We start from the raw sequence: 16,625 nt of genomic DNA on the forward strand, positions 1-16,625 counted from the left end.
CCGATACCCGCCTCGGCACGCCATCCGGAATCCGCCTTTGGAGATTTCATGAGTAAGAAGAAGCCCTACGTGCCGCAGGTTACGACCCCGTCCAGGATCAGCGAGGGCTTGCCCTTCCCGCTCGGGGCAACCTGGGACGGCCTGGGGGTCAATTTCGCGATTTTCTCCGCCCATGCCACGAAGGTTGAGCTCTGCCTGTTCGACTCCAGCGGCGAGGTCGAACTCGAGCGTATCGAGTTGCCCGAGTACACCGATGAGATCTGGCACGGCTACCTGCCGGATGCGCATCCCGGGCAGATCTACGGCTACCGCGTATACGGTCCGTACGACCCGGAGAACGGCCATCGTTTCAACCCGAACAAGCTGCTGATCGACCCCTATGCCAAGCAACTGGTAGGCGAGCTGAAATGGTCCGAAGCGCTGTTCGGCTACACCATTGGCCACCCTGACGGCGATCTCAGCTTTGACGAGCGCGACAGCGCCCCCTTCGTGCCCAAGTGCAAGATCATCGATCCTGCCTTTACCTGGGGCCGCGATCACCCCGTGCAGGTGCCTTGGGACAAGACGATCATCTACGAGACCCATGTACGCGGTTACACGATGCGCCATCCGGCGGTAGCGGACGATGTGCGCGGCACCTTCGCCGGCTTCAAGACGCCGGAAGTGATCGACTACATCCGCAAGCTTGGCGTCTCCTCGATCGAGCTGCTGCCGATCCATGCCTTCGTGCAAGACCAGCATCTGCTCGAAAAAGGCATGGCCAACTACTGGGGCTACAACAGCATCGCCTTCTTCGCGCCGCACCCCAAGTATCTGGCCAGCGGCAAGATCACCGAATTCAAGGAGATGGTCGCGCACCTGCACAACGCCGACCTCGAGGTGATTCTCGACGTGGTCTACAACCACACCGCCGAGGGTAACGAGCGCGGCCCGACCCTCTCCATGCGCGGCATCGACAACGCCTCGTACTACCGCCTGATGCCGGACGACAAGCGCTACTACATCAATGATTCCGGCACAGGCAACACGCTGGACATGAGCCACCCGTGCGTACTGCAGATGGTCACCGACTCGCTGCGCTATTGGGCGACCGAGATGCACGTGGATGGCTTCCGCTTCGATCTGGCGACCATTCTCGGCCGCGAACACGATGGTTTCGACGAGCGCCACGGCTTTCTTGTCGCCTGTCGCCAGGACCCGGTCCTGGCCAAGACCAAACTGATTTCCGAGCCCTGGGACTGCGGCCCCGGCGGCTATCAGGTTGGCGGTTTCCCACCGGGCTGGGCCGAGTGGAACGACCAGTTCCGCGATACGGTGCGCTCGTTCTGGAAAGGCGACGACGGCCAGCTGGCTGATTTCGCCAGCCGTCTCACCGGCTCCGGCGACCTGTTCAACCAGCGCGGGCGGCGCCCGTTCAGTTCGATCAACTTCGTCACCGCCCATGACGGCTTCACGCTGAAGGACCTGGTGTCCTACAACCACAAGCACAACGAGGACAACGACGAAGACAACCGCGACGGCAGCGACAACAACCTGTCGTGGAACCATGGCGTCGAGGGGCATACCGACGACCCGGAGATCAACGAGCTGCGCTATCGGCAGATGCGCAATTTCCTCGCCACGCTGCTGTTCTCCCAGGGCACACCGATGATCGTCGCCGGTGACGAGTTCGCCCGAACACAGCACGGCAACAACAATGCCTATTGCCAGGACAGCGAGATCGGCTGGGTCAACTGGGACATCAGCGAAGACAGCTACGGCCTGCTGGGTTTCGCCCGTAAGCTGATCCGCTTGCGCCAGCGCTTCCCCATGCTTCGCCGTGGGCGCTTTCTGGTCGGCGCCTACCACGAAGAGCTCGGTGTGAAGGACGTGACCTGGCTGGCGCCGAATGCGGAGGAAATGTCCATCGAACAGTGGGAGGACGCACACAACCGCTGCATGGGCATGCTGCTTGACGGTCGAGCCCAGCCCACGGGCATCAGACGCGCAGGCTCCGACGCAACGCTGCTGATCATCGTCAACGCGCATCATGACCTGGTGAATTTCACGCTGCCGGAGGTGCCGCAGGGTATCTACTGGAATCGCCTGATCGACACCAACCACCCGACCGCTCGACCGGAACGGTTCGACTTCAACGACGAATACGCCGTGACCGGCCGTTCGCTGCTGCTGCTCGAACTGATCAAGTCCGACGAGTGAGCAAAGGCGCCTCGGCCCAGTGGCCGGGGCACTTATGCTGGCTTTCTCCGGGACCGCGTGCCTGGCATTCACTGCTGCCCCTTCCACACCAACTTGTTTTGTGGGGAGCGCGGGGCCGCCAGGCCTCGACCGCGAAGCGGTGCTTCAACAGTTCAGTGGCACGGCTGGCTTGGCGTCCCTGAATGTCGCCGCGCGGAAATCGAGCTATAGACGCCCTTCCCACCTCACGCCAAGCCCATAACGGATGTGGGAGCGGTCTCGACCGCAAAGCTCCTGTACCGCCACAGACTTAGTCCCGCGCCCACGCGCAAAAAACGACACGCGGTAGTGAACCTCATCGCGTGACTCAAGTCCCAAAACCAGCGCGGCCCCCTAACCAACCCAACGGATTCGTTCTGCTCGTCGCCGGCAGCCTTGTCTTTTCCGTGATGGATCACACGTCATGCTCTCTCTGCGACCGCTTTTTTATCCCTTTCTATTACTGCTCGGGCTGGCACCTCTGGTGCCGGCCGTGGCCGCCAACAACCAGGCAAAAGCCGATAAACCGGGCTCGGTGCGCCTGTTCATCAACCGTGCCGGCAGCGGCAAGGCGATGGACGTCAGCAACACGCTGGAAGTGCCGGTCGAGGTCACCTTGCGGCTGACGCGCATGGTCAATGTGGCCGGCGTCGGCAAGGGGGTGATTCGCAAGACCATTCCGGCCAACAGCCGCGTTCGCGTGGCTACCCTGAGCAAGCGCAAGGCCGGCGGGCCAATCATGTTCAAGCATTCGTTCAGCTACGCGATGCTGTTCTCGCCGGAGCCGGATCAGCCTGACTCGGTTTCGGTCGAAGGGCCGGCGTATGCGCTGCCCTGGCAAGGCGGGCCGTTCCGCATATCCCAAGGCGCTGGCGGCGACTTCAGCCATAACTCGCCGAGCGGTCGTTATGCGGTGGATATCGCCATGCCTGTCGGCACCCCTATCGTGGCGGCTCGGGCGGGCACCGTGGTGAAGATTCGCAACGGCCAGGGCGGCCGGTTTCCCGACCCGGCCGGCAACTACGTGCGCATCGAACACGAAGACGGCACCCACAGCGCCTACCTGCATCTGAGCCGCGGATCGGTGCGGGTCAAGCCAGGGCAGCAGGTCAAGCTCGGCACGCTGTTGGGCAAGTCCGGCAACACCGGCCGCAGCACCGGACCACACCTGCACTTCGTGGTGCAAAAGGCCTATGGCAGCTCGATGTTGTCGATCCCCTTCCGCTTCAACCAGCCGGTCAGCTCGCTGCCCAACTTTGCGCTGAGCAGCCAGTGAAGCCAGACCCTCCGGTTGCGCGGCAAATGGCGCCATGCGGCGTTGCGGGACTTGGCAAGGGAACTCCATTACCTGTGTCCCGCGCCTGCGGAACGCCGCCCGGCCATGGCACCGTTTGGCGCAGCGACGCGGCTTGCGACGAAACGGGAACAGACCCTAGAGCATGCGCTGCATGATGTCGTCGCGCTTGACCAGGCGGTGATACAGCGCAGCGCCGATATGCCCGAGCACCAGCAGAACGGTGAGCCAGGCCAGCGGTGAATGCACGCTGCCGAGCGAGGCGGCCCAGGCGATCTCCGGGCCTTTCTCCACCAGTTGCTGGCCGAACACCTTGACCCCGTAGCCATTGCCGATCAGATACAGCAGACCGCTGATCGGCATCAGCAACATGCAGCCGTACAGTGCCATGTGACCGCCCTTGACCAGCCATGCTGTGGCCGGGTCGTGCGGCGGGCGCTGTTTGAGCTGGCTCGCCGCCCAGACGATGCGCACCACCATCAGTACCAGCAGCACCGCGCCAAGGGAAACATGCCAGGGCACCAGGGTCTGCCCGACCCAGTGCTCGCCTTCGGCGATGCGGTCGCCCAGCTTGAGAAACTGCCAGACGATCAGCAGTGCCATCAGCCAGTGGAATGTTCGCGAAACCGTGCCATAGCGACTTCTGGAGTCGACCGCCGTGTTCGCGTTCGCAGCGGCTCCGGGCGGCTGGCCCGCTTCGGATTGCCAGTCGATCTGCAGGCGCTCTTCTCCCGCCATGCGCGCCAGGTGATCGGCCACAACCTTCTGCAACTGCTGCGTCTTGTCCTGATCGGCTGATTCCAGGTGCGCGTTCAGGTATCCCTCAACGGCGCGCAGATCGCAGCGGCCGATCGGCAGCTCGATGACCCCGCCCTGCTCGTCCAGCTGTACGGGAAACTTGTGCCGCCAGTGGTTGCAAAGCCGCTTGATCAGCCGCTGCGGGTTCTCGGCCGCGATACGGGCATGTGATCGATACATCGCTTGTTCTCCTGTAGAAATTTGCCCTGTCAGCCGAAGCGATAGGCGGACAGCATGGTGTGCATGACGCGGTCACTGAAGACCTTGCGTCCGATGGAGTCTCCACCCGCGCCGGCCGCCACCAGCAGCGGAAGCAGATGTTCCTCGGCGCGCGGCGGATGGCAGAGGCGTGCCGACGGCGCCTGTTCCCAGCGTTGCAGCGCGAGATCGCGTTGCTCGGGCGCGGATTCGACCGCGGCGCTCAGCCAGCGATCGAACTCGTCGGAGATCGGTGCAAAACGCGGGTCGCCGTAGCCGCGCATGTTGTGAAAGCTCATGCCGCTGCCGACGATCAGCACCCCGTCCTTGCGCAAGCCCTGCAAGGCACGACCGGCCTCGATATGTGCCTGCGGGTCGAGGTCGCTGCGCAGCGAAAGCTGCACCACCGGGATATCCGCGTCGGGAAACATCAGCTTCAGCGGGATGAACATGCCGTGGTCGAAGCCGCGCTGTGCGTCCTCATGGCCACCGAGCGAAGCGTCTTCGAGCAGACCGGCGATACGCGCAGCCAGCCACGGCTCACCTGCAGCCGGATAGCGCAGCTCATAGGTGTGCGGCGGAAAGCCGTGATAGTCGTAGACCAACGCCGGCCGCGCAGCGCTGGTGACGCTGAACGTCGGCTGCAGCCAGTGCCCGGAAATCAGCACGATGGCCGTCGGTTTCACCGGCAGTGTCGCCGCGATGCCCCTGAGGAAATCAGCCATGGCGTTCCAGGCGGTCGGCGGGTTCCACTCCATGAAGAAGCAAGGCCCGGCGCCATGCGGCACGAACAGCGTCGGCATGGTTCGATCAGTTGCAGGATCACTGGCAATCATCAGCGGACTCCGTGAAGGACGTGCGACCAAGCATGACCTACACTCGGCGGTGAGAGAACCTGCTAAAAAGAACACACAGTTTTAACCAGGAGTAGGAACCGCGATGCTCGACAGAATCACTGGCATGCGCGTATTCGCCCGCGCTGCCACGGCTGGCAGCCTCTCGGCGGCGGCGCGCCATCTGGAAATGTCGCCAGCGATGGCCAGCAAGCATGTCGATGCGCTGGAGGCCCGTCTCGGGGTCAAGTTGTTCCACCGCAGCACCCGTCGCCTGAGCCTGACCGAGGCCGGCAGCAACTATCTGGAGGCCTGCCAGCGCATCCTCCCGGAGATAGAGGAAGCCGAGGCCAGCGTTGCGTCGCAGCGGATCGAGGCCACCGGGCTGTTGCGCATGAATGTGCCGCTGACGTTCGGCACGCAATTCATCGCCCCGCTCATTCCGGAGTTCAGCCGTCGCCATCCCGCGGTGAAAGTGGAACTCGGCCTGACCGACAGCCGGATCGACCTGATCGATGGCGGCTGGGACATGGCCGTTCGCATTGGCAGGCTGCAGGACAGTCCCATGCAGGCCCGCCAGCTTGCCGATTCCCCATTGCTGGTCTGTGCCGCGCCGCGCTATCTGGATGAGCGAGGCGTGCCGCGCAGCGTCGCCGACCTGGGGCAGCACAACTGTCTCGGCTACAGCCTGGCGAGCCTCGCCGCGGGCAAGGTCTGGCCGTTCGGTCGCAATTCCGAAGTGCGGATCGCAGTCAACGGCGACCTGGTCGCCAACAACGGTGAAGCCCTGGTGGCCGCCGCGGTCGGTGGACAGGGTGTGATCTACCAGCCGCAGTTCATTGTCGCCAAAGCGTTGCGCAGCGGTGAACTGGTCGCCCTCGAGCTGGATCAGCCGTGCGTCGAGCTTGGTGGAATTCACGTGGTCTACCCGCCCGATCGACGTCCTCCGGCCAAGGTCCGGGTGATGATCGATTATCTGGTCGACGCATTTTCCGCTGACCTGCCGTGGAGCCTGTCGCCGGACTGAATCCGCTCTACTTCAGCCGCAAGACCACGGTCCAGAGCGCAGCCCGCACGCTAAAACTGCCACCACCGCGATAGAAAAGGTGAACCGCTACTGCGCGCAAAAGTCGGAACAGATGTGCGTATCGGCGATTGCGCACCTGTCTGGGCGAATTGGAGTGGTTATGAAAGCGGTCAACCCCATTACCGGTGCAACGCCCTGCGTAGCAGCTACCGCCGCCAGTAATCCGGCACGCGCCTCGTCTGTCCTGATTGCACGGTAGGGCCGGCCCATGGCGAACATTCATATCGGCATATCCGGCTGGCGTTACGCGCCCTGGCGTGGCGATTTCTACCCCAAGGGGCTGACGCAGAAGAAGGAACTGCAGTTCGCCTCGCGCGCGTTGAGCAGCATCGAGATCAATGGCTCGTTCTATTCGCTGCAGACCCCGGAGCGCTATGCCGACTGGTACGCCGATACGCCAAAGGGCTTCGTTTTCAGCATCAAGGGGCCGCGCTACATCACCCACGTACGCCGTCTTAACGACGTGGAGAAACCGATCGCCAACTTCTTCGCTTCGGGAATCTTCCAGCTCAAGGAAAAACTCGGGCCGATCCTCTGGCAGTTCCCGCCTTCGTTCAAATTCGATGCGGAACTGTTCGAGACTTTCCTTCGCCAGCTGCCCCACGACACCGAAGCCGCGCTGGCCATCGCCAAAGGATGCGAGCCCCGCATGGAGGGGCGCAGCTACCTGTCCATCGACCGCAAGCGGCCGATGCGGCACGCGGTGGAAATCCGCAACGCCAGTTTCGCCGAGCCCGAATTCATCGACCTGCTGCGCAAGTACCGGGTCGCGCTGGTGGTGGCAGACACCGCCGGCAAGTGGCCGCACCTAGAAGACCTCACCAGCGACTTCGTCTACATCCGCCTGCATGGCGCCGAGGAGCTCTATACCAGCGGTTACACCGATGCCGCGCTGGACCACTGGTGTCAACGCATCCAGCGCTGGAGCGACGGCGACCAGCCCGATGACGCGCGACTGACCAGCCCGCGCAAGCCGCGGCCGCGCAAATCCCGCGCGGTGTACTGCTATTTCGACAACGACGTGAAGGTTCGCGCGCCCTATGACGCGCGGCAACTGCTGCGCCGGCTCGGCCTGGATAAACACCTGCAGGCCACGCCTGGCCAACTGGAAGGAGCAATGGTTTGACTCTGGACAAAAATCACCCGATCGAAAGCGCCGACCTCGATGCCCACATGGCGACAGCGGTCAATTCGATCCGCATTCTCACGGTCAATACGCACAAGGGCTTCACCGCACTCAACCGTCGCTTCATCCTCCCCGAGCTGCGTGAAGCGGTGCGCAGCGTCTCGGCGGATGTGGTGTTCCTGCAGGAAGTTCTTGGCACCCACGACAAGCACGCGTTGCGCTTTCACAACTGGCCGTCCACGCCACAGTACGAGTTTCTGGCCGACAGCATCTGGACCGATTTCGCCTACGGCCGCAACGCGGTCTACCCGGACGGCGACCATGGCAACGCCGTGCTGTCGAAGTTTCCGATCATCCGCTACGAGAACCTCGACATTTCCATCGCCGGCCCGGAACGCCGCGGCCTATTGCATAGCGTGCTGCAGGTGCCGGGGCACGACGAGTTTCACGCGATCTGCGTACACCTTGGGCTGCGCGAGTCGCACCGTCAGCAGCAGCTGGAACTGCTCTGCAACCTGCTCGACTCGCTGCCCGAAGGTGCGCCGGTGGTGGTCGCGGGAGACTTCAACGACTGGCGACTCAAGGCCACCAGGACCCTGGACCGCTGTGCTGGCCTGTATGAGGTCTTCGCCGTTTCCCAGGGTCAGGTGGCGAAAACCTTCCCGGCACGCTGGCCGATGCTGCGCCTGGACCGCATCTATGTGCGCAATGCCAGCAGCCACGATGCGCGAATCCTCGGTAACAAACCCTGGACGCACTTGTCCGATCATCTGCCCCTAGCGGTGGAGATACATCTATGAGTTACCACTGGAGAGACGGGAATCGCCTTCAGTTACTGGAAAACGGCGAAGAGTTCTTTCCTCGAGTGTTCGAGGTCATCGCCCAGGCCAAGAAAGAAGTGCTGCTGGAAACCTTCATCCTGTTCCAGGACAAGGTAGGCGCAGAGCTGCAGAAAGCGCTGATCGCCGCCGCGGAAAACGGCGCCAGCGTCGATGTGACCGTGGACGGCTACGGCTCGGCGGACCTGTGCGGTGATTTCGTCACCGCCATGACCCGCGTCGGCGTGCGTATTCACATGTTCGATCCCGGCAAGCGCCTACTCGGCCGCCGGCTCAACGTGTTCCGGCGCATGCATCGCAAGATCGTCGTGGTCGATGGCGAGGTCGCCTTCATCGGCGGCATCAATTTCTCCGCCGATCACCTGGGTGACTTCGGCCCGGCCGCCAAGCAGGACTATGCCCTGCAGGTGGAAGGTCCCGTGGTGCGTGATATCCACCACTTCGCACTGGCGCAGATCGCACCGGACAAGCCGACCCATCGCTGGTGGCGGCGGCGCATGCGGCATCAGACGCCGGGTTACGGTGGCGTCAGCCGTGGCGAGGCGCGGGCGTTGTTCGTCATCCGCGACAACGACCAGCACCGCAACGACATCGAGCAGCACTACCTGCAAGCGATTCGAGATGCTCGCTCCAGGTTGTTGATTGCAAACGCCTATTTCTTCCCCGGTTATCGTGTGTTGCGGGAAATCCGCAACGCCGCGCGGCGCGGGGTGCGGGTGCGGCTGATCCTCCAGGGCGAGCCGGACATGCCCATCGCCAAGTTCGGCGCGCGCATGCTCTACAACTACCTGATGCGCGACGGCGTGGAGATCCACGAGTACTGTCGCCGCCCGCTGCATGGCAAGGTCGCGCTGGCCGACTACGAGTGGTCCACTGTCGGCTCGAGCAACCTCGATCCGCTGAGTCTGTCGCTCAATCTGGAGGCCAACCTGATCATTCGTGATCATGTGTTCAACCGCCACCTGCACGAGCGCCTCGATCACCTGCTGCAGACCGACTGCCGGCGTATTCCGCTGGAGCGGATCGTCCGCGGTTTCTGGTGGCGTGCGCCGCTGGCCTTCCTGATCTTCCACTTCCTGCGGCACTTCCCGGGGCTGGTCAGCCTGTTCCCCGAGCACAAGCCACGCCTGGAGCTGATCGATCCGGACACCACCCGCCCACTCGATCCCGTCCCTTCTCCCCTGCAGCGAGACCACCAATGAGCCAGACCAATCAGGCCGAGGCAAAGAGCGGCTGGCGCCGACGCTGGCCGCTGATCAAGAAGATCCTCACCTATGTGTTCTTCGCACTTGTCGTCGGCCTGCTAGTCGGTCTCGCGCGCAACCTCGATTGGGGTGAGGTCTACAAGACCCTGCGCAACTACCAGGCACAGACGCTGTGGATGGCTGGCGCTGCCGCTTTTGGCAGCTACCTCGTGTACTGCTTCTTCGATGTGCTGGGCAAAGGCTACGCACGGCATGACCTGCCGATCCGACAGATCCTGCCGGTCACCTTCGTCTGCTACGCCTTCAACCTCAACCTGAGCGCCTGGGTCGGCGGCATCGCCCTGCGTTTCCGTCTGTACTCGCGCCTGGGGCTGAAACCCTCGCAGATCACCCGGGTGTTCACCATGAGCATCCTCACCAACTGGCTGGGCTACATGTGGCTGGCCGGAATGATCTTCGCCATGGGCTGGATTCAGCCGCCGGCCAGCTGGGAAATCGGCTTCACCGCCCTGCGGGTGCTTGGCGTCGGCCTGCTGGTCGCGTGTGTGGTGTATCTGTGGCTGTGCGGCTTCTCCAAGCGTCGCTCGTGGACCATTCGCGGCCACGAGATTCAACTGCCTTCGCTGCGCCTGGCGCTGATCCAGCTGGTGCTGGGCGCCGCCAACTGGTCGCTGATGGCGCTGGTGGTGTACTTCATGCTTTCCCAGAAGGCCGCCTATCCCGAAGTGCTGGGTATCCTGATGATCAGCAGCATCGCCGGCGTGGTCACCCACATCCCGGCCGGGCTCGGCGTCATCGAGGCGGTATTCGTGGCAATGCTCGCCGACGAGATGAGCAAAGGCGCCATCGTCGGCGGTCTGATCGGCTACCGGGTCATCTACTTCCTGATCCCCCTGCTGTTCGCCACCCTCGTCTATGTGGTGCTCGAAGCCCGGGCGAAGAAGCTGCGCAGCAGCAACCAGGCCGGCGACCAGCAGACTGTCTCTCAGGAAACGAGCTGAAGGTCAGCGAGGGCGATCTCCGAAAGACCGCGATTCGAGATGTGCTCCGTTCGCGGCCAGGGTCGCAGCCATAAATGCGGATACCTGAACGGAGCCAAGGGGAACAGCCTCACCGGTCGGTTCTGTCAGCAGCTCTATCCACGAAAGGCTCGAACGCAGCGTCCGTGGCAGTGGCAGTGGCAGTGGCAGTGGCAGTGGGCTTGACCGCTAGTTGGAATCCGCAACTCGTCCTCCAAGGCCACACACTCAATGAGTGCTAGACCGTGACCATCGCGGTGCAGCCTAGCCGCATCGCTCTGCAAGTGCCTTAGAGCGCACAAGCCGCGATAAAGCGGATTGTCCTACCCGCAAAAAAACGCCGCTCAGGTTGCCCCGAGCGGCGCTCTTCAGTGCGGCAGCCTTACACCTGCGGCCGCAGTACCAGGACGCCGAGCGGCGGCAGGGTCAGTGACAGCGAGACCTTCTCGCCGTGGCTCTCGATCGGCTCGGCGAGCATGCCGCCGCCGTTTCCGGTGTTCGAGCCGCCGTAGCAGGCCGCGTCGCTGTTGAAGACCTCCAGCCACTTGGCCTCTACCGGAACGCCGATGCGGTAGGCCTCACGTACCACCGGCGTGAAGTTGGCGACCACCAGCAGCGGGTGCCCGGTCGAACTCTTGCGCAGCCAGGCGAACACGCTGTTGGCGCGGTCATCGCCGATCAGCCACTGGAAACCCTGCGGGTCGCTGTCCAGTTCGTGCAACGCCGGCTCCTGGCTGTACAGTCGGTTCAGATCACGCACCAGGTTCTGCACGCCACGGTGATCGGCCTCTTCGAGCAGATGCCAGTCCAGCTCGCGGTCATGGTTCCACTCGCGCCACTGGCCGAACTCGCTGCCCATGAACAGCAGCTTCTTGCCCGGGTGCGTCCACATGAACGACAAGTAGGCGCGCAGGTTGGCGAACTTCTGCCAGCGATCCCCGGGCATCTTGTCGACCAACGAGCCTTTGCCGTGGACCACTTCGTCGTGGGAAATCGGCAGGACGAAGTGCTCGGAATAGGCGTAGACCATGCTGAAGGTCATCTTGTCGTGGTGGTACTGCCGATTGATCGGGTCTTCCTGGATGTACTTCAGCGAGTCGTGCATCCAGCCCATGTTCCACTTGTAGGAAAAGCCGAGGCCACCTTCGCTGGTGGGCTTGCTGACCCCCGGAAAGGCTGTCGATTCCTCGGCGATCACCAGCGCGCCAGGGGTTTCCGTAGCCACCACGTCGTTCAGATGGCGGAGGAAGTCGATCGCCTCGAGGTTCTCGCGCCCGCCGTGGCGGTTGGGAATCCACTCGCCGTCCTTGCGCGAATAGTCGCGATAGAGCATCGAAGCCACCGCATCGACACGCAGGGCATCGACGTGGAATTCGCGCAGCCAGTGCAGCGCCGAAGCGAGCATGAAACCGTGCACCTCGGTGCGGCCGAGGTTGTAGATGTAGGTATCCCAGTCCTGATGGAAGCCTTCGAAGGGGTGTGCGTATTCGTACAGCGCGGTGCCGTCGAATTCGCCCAGGCCATGGGCGTCGGTGGGAAAGTGCGCCGGCACCCAGTCGAGGATCACACCGATGCCGGCGTTATGGCAGGCGTCGACGAACTCGGCGAAATCATGGGCGTTGCCGTAGCGCGCGCTCGGCGCGAACTGCGAGAGCAGCTGGTAGCCCCATGAGCCACCGAAGGGATGCTCCATGATCGGCATCAGCTCGATGTGGGTGAAGCCCATGTCCACCACGTAGGGAATCAGCCGCTCGGCCAGCTCGTGCCAGTCGTACAGGCGGCCATCGTCACCACCGTCACGTCGCCAGGAGCCCGCATGCAGCTCGTAGATGCTCATCGGCGCCTTGACCGACTGGCGCGCGGCGCGCTGCTGCAACCAGCCATGGTCCTTCCACTGGTAGTCCAGCGGCCGGGCGATGACCGAAGCGGTGCCCGGCGGGTGCTCGGTTGCCAGGGCGATCGGGTCGGCCTTGAGCGGCAGGATGCCGTTCGGCCCGAGAATCTCGTACTTGTAGGTATCGCCCGGCTGCAGGCGCGGGATGAACAACTCCCACACGCCGGACGGAAAGCGCAGCCGCATCGGGTGACGGCGACCGTCCCAGCCATTGAAGCTGCCGACGATCGACACTCGGCGCGCGTTGGGCGCCCACACGGCGAAGCGCACGCCCTGCACACCGTCGACTTCCAGCACCTGCGAGCCGAATACCCGGCCGATCTGCCGGTGATTGCCTTCCGAGAATAGGTGCATGTCCAGCTCGCCCAGTTGCGGGCCGAAGCTGTAGGGGTCTTCGGTGATCTGCTCGCCGCCGGCCCAGCGAATCTTCAGCAGGTAGGGTTGCTGATGTGGCAGGCGGATAAAGAAGAATCCGGGCACCTGCCCCTGCTCCATCACGGCAAGCAGTTGCTCATCGCGATCGAGCACTTCGGCACCCAGGGCATTGGGCAGGTAGGCGCGAATCACGATTCCCTCGCCGTCAGGATGTGGCCCGAGAATGGAAAACGGGTTGCCATGCTCGGCTCGCACCAGTGCGTCTACATCGGCGTCGCTGGGCATCAGGGTTTCCCCTGGCATGGTCAGAACCGGACGATCAGTCATTGGAGCCTCCATCGAAAAGCTGTTGTGCCAGGGCCAGCAATCCCTGTAGCGGGACGGGCAACCAGGTTGGTCGGTTCTCCGCTTCGTAAACGATCTCGTAAGCGCATTTTTCCAGGCTGAACAGCAGCAGTGCAGCATTCGCGCCATCCGCGTCGCGCCAGTCGTGCGGCAACTCGGCGGTGGCCTCGCGGTAGGCTTCGAGGAAGGCCGCCTGCGCACTGCTCTGGTAACTCGCCGCGATACGCTGCCGCGCCTGATCGGCCTCGGGCGTACTGTCGCTGATCTGCGCCCCGCGGATGGTCATGGCCGCGGCGTACTCGAACGAACGCAGCAGGCCTGAGACATCCTTGAACGGACTATGTTTGGCGCGGCGCTCATCCAGCGAGCGGGCCGGCTCCCCTTCGAAGTCGATGAAGTAGGCATCACCCTGCACCACCAGCACCTGGCCGAGGTGCAGGTCGCCGTGGACACGGGTCCGCACGCCACCAACGGTTCTAGCAGCCAGACGTTGCACTTGTTCGAGCAGCTTGTCGCGCCGCGCCAGCAGTTGGCCGAGCGCGGTAGCCTCCTTGCGATCGAAGCTCGAGCGATGTTCCTCGAGGCGCTGCAGAGCTTGCTCCAGCTGCGCGCTGACGCTCTGCTCCCACTGCTTGGTGTCGGCTGTGCTGGTGCTTTCGTAGGCGAAGGCCGGATCTTCGGTCTGCGTGGCCAGCGCCATGTGCATCTCGCCGAGCCGCTGACCGAGCAGGCGATTGAAGGCCTGCAGTTCGTCGAGGGCGCTGAACTGGTTCTCGTGCATCGACACGCCGCCCGCGATTTCGTCACGCACCGCGCGGTCGAGGTTGTTCAGCGTCCACACCCAGGCATCGCCCTGGCTGTCGAGGAAGTGCTGGATCACCATCAGGGCAACCGGCTCGCCCTGCTTGTTGATGCGGCTGACCTGACCGAGCATGCCGGAGATATGAGCGAAGCCGCGTTCAGTGAGGAAACCGCCCATTTCCAGTTCAGGGTGGACGCCCGGTGCCACGCGACGGAGCAATTTGATCATCACCTTGTTGTCGATGATCGCCGAGCTGTTCGACTGCTCCGCAGAGATGAAGCGCACCTCGGGATGCGCCGGCAATTGCAGGTCGGCCAGTTGCGGCATCGACACGAAGCGGATCTCACCGTCGTTGCAAGGCAGCACCAGCTCGTCGCGCAGGCCCTGAATGACCGCGGCGCTGAACTGCTCGAGGGCGAAGGCATCGGTCATCAGGCCGACCTGCGGCCCGCGGCGTACCCGCGCCAGGGCCAGTTGCTGCGGCAATGCGACCTCGAATTCGGTCTCGGCCAGAAAACCCAGCGGCAGCTGGTACAGATCGCTGCGCCCGGCGGATTCCACGCAAAGCTCGCTGAGCAGAACCGGGCGATTCGGGTCGCCGAATGGCACGCAGTAGCTGATGCGGACCAACTCGATCGCCACGTCCTTGGCGGCAAACCAGCGCCGTTTCGGCAGATAGGCTGGTAGCGCTTCGGTTTCCAGAATGCGCCGGTTGGCGGCGGTCAGGGTATCCAGGCGCTTGAGTACCAGCGTCTGGAAGTCCGGCATGGTATCCACCGGCTCCTGGTGCCAGCTCGGCATCTGGTTGGTCAGCGCGAGCTGGAACCAGTAGAAGCCGTATGGCGGCAAGGTCAGCAGATACGGCAGCTGACCGATGGGCGGGAAGGCACTGCCGCCGACCATCTCCACCGGCACCATGCCGGCGTACTGCGACATTTCCAGTTCTGCGGCCTGGGCCGAGCGCGAGACGTTGGCGACGCAGAAAATGATCTCGGTTTCGCCGTTCGCTCCGGTGAACTCGCGCATGTAGGCGAGGATGCGGCGGTTGCTCGGCGCGAGCATCTTCAGGGTGCCGCGGCCGAAGGCCTTGAACTGCTTGCGGATGGTCAGCATCCGCCGCGTCCAGTTGAGCAGCGAATGCGGATCGCGCTGCTGGGCCTCGACGTTGATCGTGTAGTAGCCGTAAAGCGGGTCCATCACCGGTGGCAGCACCAGGTTCGGTGGGTCGGCGCGGGAGAAACCGCCGTTGCGGTCCACCGACCACTGCATCGGCGTGCGTACGCCGTCGCGGTCGCCGAGGAAGATGTTGTCGCCCATGCCGATCTCGTCGCCGTAGTAGATCACCGGAGTGCCGGGCATGGAGAGCAGCAGGCTGTTGAGTAACTCGATCCGCCGGCGATCACGCTCCAGCAACGGCGCCAGGCGCCGGCGTATGCCCAGGTTGATCCGTGCACGCTTGTCCGAGGCGTAGTAGTTCCACAGGTAGTCGCGCTCCTTGTCGGTCACCATCTCCAGCGTCAGCTCATCGTGGTTGCGCAGGAAGATCGCCCACTGGCAGTTCTCCGGGATGTCCGGGGTCTGGCGCAGGATGTCGGTGATCGGGAAGCGGTCCTCCTGAGCGATGGCCATGTACATGCGCGGCATCAGCGGGAAGTGGAAGGCCATGTGGCATTCGTCACCCGGGCCGCCGTCTTCGCCGCCGAAATACAGCTGGGTGTCTTCCGGCCATTGGTTGGCTTCGGCCAGCAGCATGCGGTCGGGATAGTTGGCGTCGATCTCGGCGCGGATCGCCTTGAGCACCGCGTGGGTTTCCGGCAGGTTCTCGTTGTTGGTGCCGTCGCGCTCGACCAGATAGGGAATCGCGTCAAGGCGCAGACCGTCGATGCCCATGTCCAGCCAGTAGCGCATCACCGCCAGCACGGCCTTCATCACCTGCGGGTTGTCGAAATTGAGGTCCGGCTGGTGCGAATAGAAGCGGTGCCAAAAGTACTGCTTGGCCACCGGATCCCACGTCCAGTTGGATTTCTCGGTGTCGAGAAAGATGATCCGTGTGCCGTCGTACTTCTTGTCGGTATCCGACCAGACGTAGAAATCCCGCGCTGCCGAGCCCTTCTTCGCCTTGCGCGCACGCTGGAACCAGGGGTGCTGGTCGGACGTGTGGTTGATGACCAGTTCGGTGATCACCCGCAACCCGCGCTTGTGTGCCTCGGCGATGAAGCGCCGGGCGTCGGCCATGCTGCCGTATTCCGGATGCACGCCGCGGTAATCGGCGATGTCGTAACCATCGTCACGCCGCGGCGACGGATAGAACGGCAGCAGCCAGATGGTGTTCACCCCAAGGTCGGCGATGTAATCCAGCTTCTCGATCAGGCCGGGGAAGTCACCGACGCCGTCGTTGTTCGAGTCGTAGAAGGACTTCAGGTGCACCTGATACACCACCGCGTCCTTGTACCAGAGCGGGTCCTTGATGAAAGCGGCGGGTTTGCGCGGTTTTGCCATGTTCTTCATTCCTGTCGCGGTGTGAAGGCCCAGGCCGGATCGGCGCATTAGGCAACGGCAGAGCAACAGCTGAATTCACATCAACAAAGCGTTA

Annotated in this window: 11 protein-coding genes; 7 read left to right on the forward strand and 4 right to left on the reverse strand. The window is 63.3% G+C overall.

The features are described from left to right. The first annotated feature begins 48 nt into the window (after nt 1-48). Nucleotides 49-2,199, forward strand: coding sequence for a glycogen debranching protein GlgX (gene glgX, locus RT582_RS08490; RefSeq protein ID WP_313477143.1), 2,151 nt, complete (start codon nt 49-51; stop codon nt 2,197-2,199). A 442-nt stretch (nt 2,200-2,641) separates the two neighbouring features. Beyond that, on the forward strand, nt 2,642-3,493 hold the full coding sequence (locus tag RT582_RS08495) for a M23 family metallopeptidase (protein ID WP_313477144.1): 852 nt from the start codon (nt 2,642-2,644) through the stop codon (nt 3,491-3,493). Nucleotides 3,494-3,649: 156 nt separating this feature from the next. Here the strand turns inward: RT582_RS08495 and RT582_RS08500 are convergent, their stop codons facing one another. Together RT582_RS08500 and RT582_RS08505 are read right to left on the reverse strand one after the other, a co-directional pair. Beyond that, nucleotides 3,650-4,489, reverse strand: a complete 840-nt coding sequence (locus tag RT582_RS08500) for a DUF2218 domain-containing protein (RefSeq protein WP_313477145.1) — start codon at nt 4,487-4,489, stop codon at nt 3,650-3,652. Between the two features lie 29 nt (nt 4,490-4,518). After that, complete coding sequence (locus tag RT582_RS08505) at nt 4,519-5,343, reverse strand: DODA-type extradiol aromatic ring-opening family dioxygenase (RefSeq protein ID WP_023445367.1); 825 nt, start codon at nt 5,341-5,343, stop codon at nt 4,519-4,521. A gap of 103 nt (nt 5,344-5,446) precedes the next feature. On the opposite strand from RT582_RS08505, the gene RT582_RS08510 reads away from it, so the two are divergent. The 5 genes from RT582_RS08510 (at nt 5,447) to RT582_RS08530 (ending at nt 10,598) form a co-directional block, all read left to right on the forward strand. After that, a complete protein-coding gene (locus tag RT582_RS08510; protein WP_313477146.1) occupies nt 5,447-6,367 on the forward strand; it encodes a LysR family transcriptional regulator in 921 nt (306 codons plus the stop codon). Between the two features lie 268 nt (nt 6,368-6,635). Continuing rightward, a complete protein-coding gene (locus RT582_RS08515) occupies nt 6,636-7,553 on the forward strand; it encodes a DUF72 domain-containing protein (protein WP_313477147.1) in 918 nt (305 codons plus the stop codon). Continuing rightward, a complete protein-coding gene (locus RT582_RS08520; RefSeq protein WP_313477148.1) occupies nt 7,550-8,353 on the forward strand; it encodes an endonuclease/exonuclease/phosphatase family protein in 804 nt (267 codons plus the stop codon). The genes RT582_RS08515 and RT582_RS08520 overlap by 4 nt, the downstream gene beginning before the upstream one ends. Then, nucleotides 8,350-9,594 (forward strand): cardiolipin synthase ClsB, encoded by a 1,245-nt coding sequence (gene clsB / locus RT582_RS08525; protein ID WP_014820201.1) that lies wholly within the window; start codon nt 8,350-8,352, stop codon nt 9,592-9,594. The genes RT582_RS08520 and clsB overlap by 4 nt, the downstream gene beginning before the upstream one ends. Next, the gene (locus RT582_RS08530) at nt 9,591-10,598 is read left to right on the forward strand and encodes a lysylphosphatidylglycerol synthase domain-containing protein (RefSeq protein ID WP_313477149.1); all 1,008 of its coding nucleotides are present in this window, start codon (nt 9,591-9,593) and stop codon (nt 10,596-10,598) included. The genes clsB and RT582_RS08530 overlap by 4 nt, the downstream gene beginning before the upstream one ends. 400 nt (nt 10,599-10,998) lie before the next feature. Here RT582_RS08530 and glgB read toward each other — a convergent pair whose 3' ends face one another. Together glgB and treS are read right to left on the reverse strand one after the other, a co-directional pair. Continuing rightward, nucleotides 10,999-13,212, reverse strand: coding sequence for a 1,4-alpha-glucan branching protein GlgB (glgB, locus tag RT582_RS08535; protein ID WP_041013764.1), 2,214 nt, complete (start codon nt 13,210-13,212; stop codon nt 10,999-11,001). Continuing rightward, on the reverse strand, nt 13,205-16,531 hold the full coding sequence (gene treS / locus RT582_RS08540) for a maltose alpha-D-glucosyltransferase (RefSeq protein WP_313477150.1): 3,327 nt from the start codon (nt 16,529-16,531) through the stop codon (nt 13,205-13,207). Before treS ends, glgB begins: the two co-directional genes overlap by 8 nt. Between the last annotated feature and the right edge of the window lie 94 nt (nt 16,532-16,625).

It is taken from the genome of Stutzerimonas kunmingensis (assembly GCF_032106285.1).
GTDB classification, from domain to species: Bacteria; Pseudomonadota; Gammaproteobacteria; order Pseudomonadales; family Pseudomonadaceae; genus Stutzerimonas; species Stutzerimonas kunmingensis_B.

Bases quoted from the DNA above. Each gene is read 5' to 3' on its own strand.
- glgX (WP_313477143.1), top strand. From the start codon at position 49: ATGAGTAAGAAGAAGCCCTACGTGCCGCAGGTTACGACCCCGTCCAGG.
- RT582_RS08495 (WP_313477144.1), top strand. From the start codon at position 2,642: ATGCTCTCTCTGCGACCGCTTTTTTATCCCTTTCTATTACTGCTCGGG.
- RT582_RS08500 (WP_313477145.1), bottom strand. From the start codon at position 4,489: ATGTATCGATCACATGCCCGTATCGCGGCCGAGAACCCGCAGCGGCTG.
- RT582_RS08505 (WP_023445367.1), bottom strand. From the start codon at position 5,343: ATGATTGCCAGTGATCCTGCAACTGATCGAACCATGCCGACGCTGTTC.
- RT582_RS08510 (WP_313477146.1), top strand. From the start codon at position 5,447: ATGCTCGACAGAATCACTGGCATGCGCGTATTCGCCCGCGCTGCCACG.
- RT582_RS08515 (WP_313477147.1), top strand. From the start codon at position 6,636: ATGGCGAACATTCATATCGGCATATCCGGCTGGCGTTACGCGCCCTGG.
- clsB (WP_014820201.1), top strand. From the start codon at position 8,350: ATGAGTTACCACTGGAGAGACGGGAATCGCCTTCAGTTACTGGAAAAC.
- RT582_RS08530 (WP_313477149.1), top strand. From the start codon at position 9,591: ATGAGCCAGACCAATCAGGCCGAGGCAAAGAGCGGCTGGCGCCGACGC.
- glgB (WP_041013764.1), bottom strand. From the start codon at position 13,212: ATGACTGATCGTCCGGTTCTGACCATGCCAGGGGAAACCCTGATGCCC.
- treS (WP_313477150.1), bottom strand. From the start codon at position 16,531: ATGGCAAAACCGCGCAAACCCGCCGCTTTCATCAAGGACCCGCTCTGG.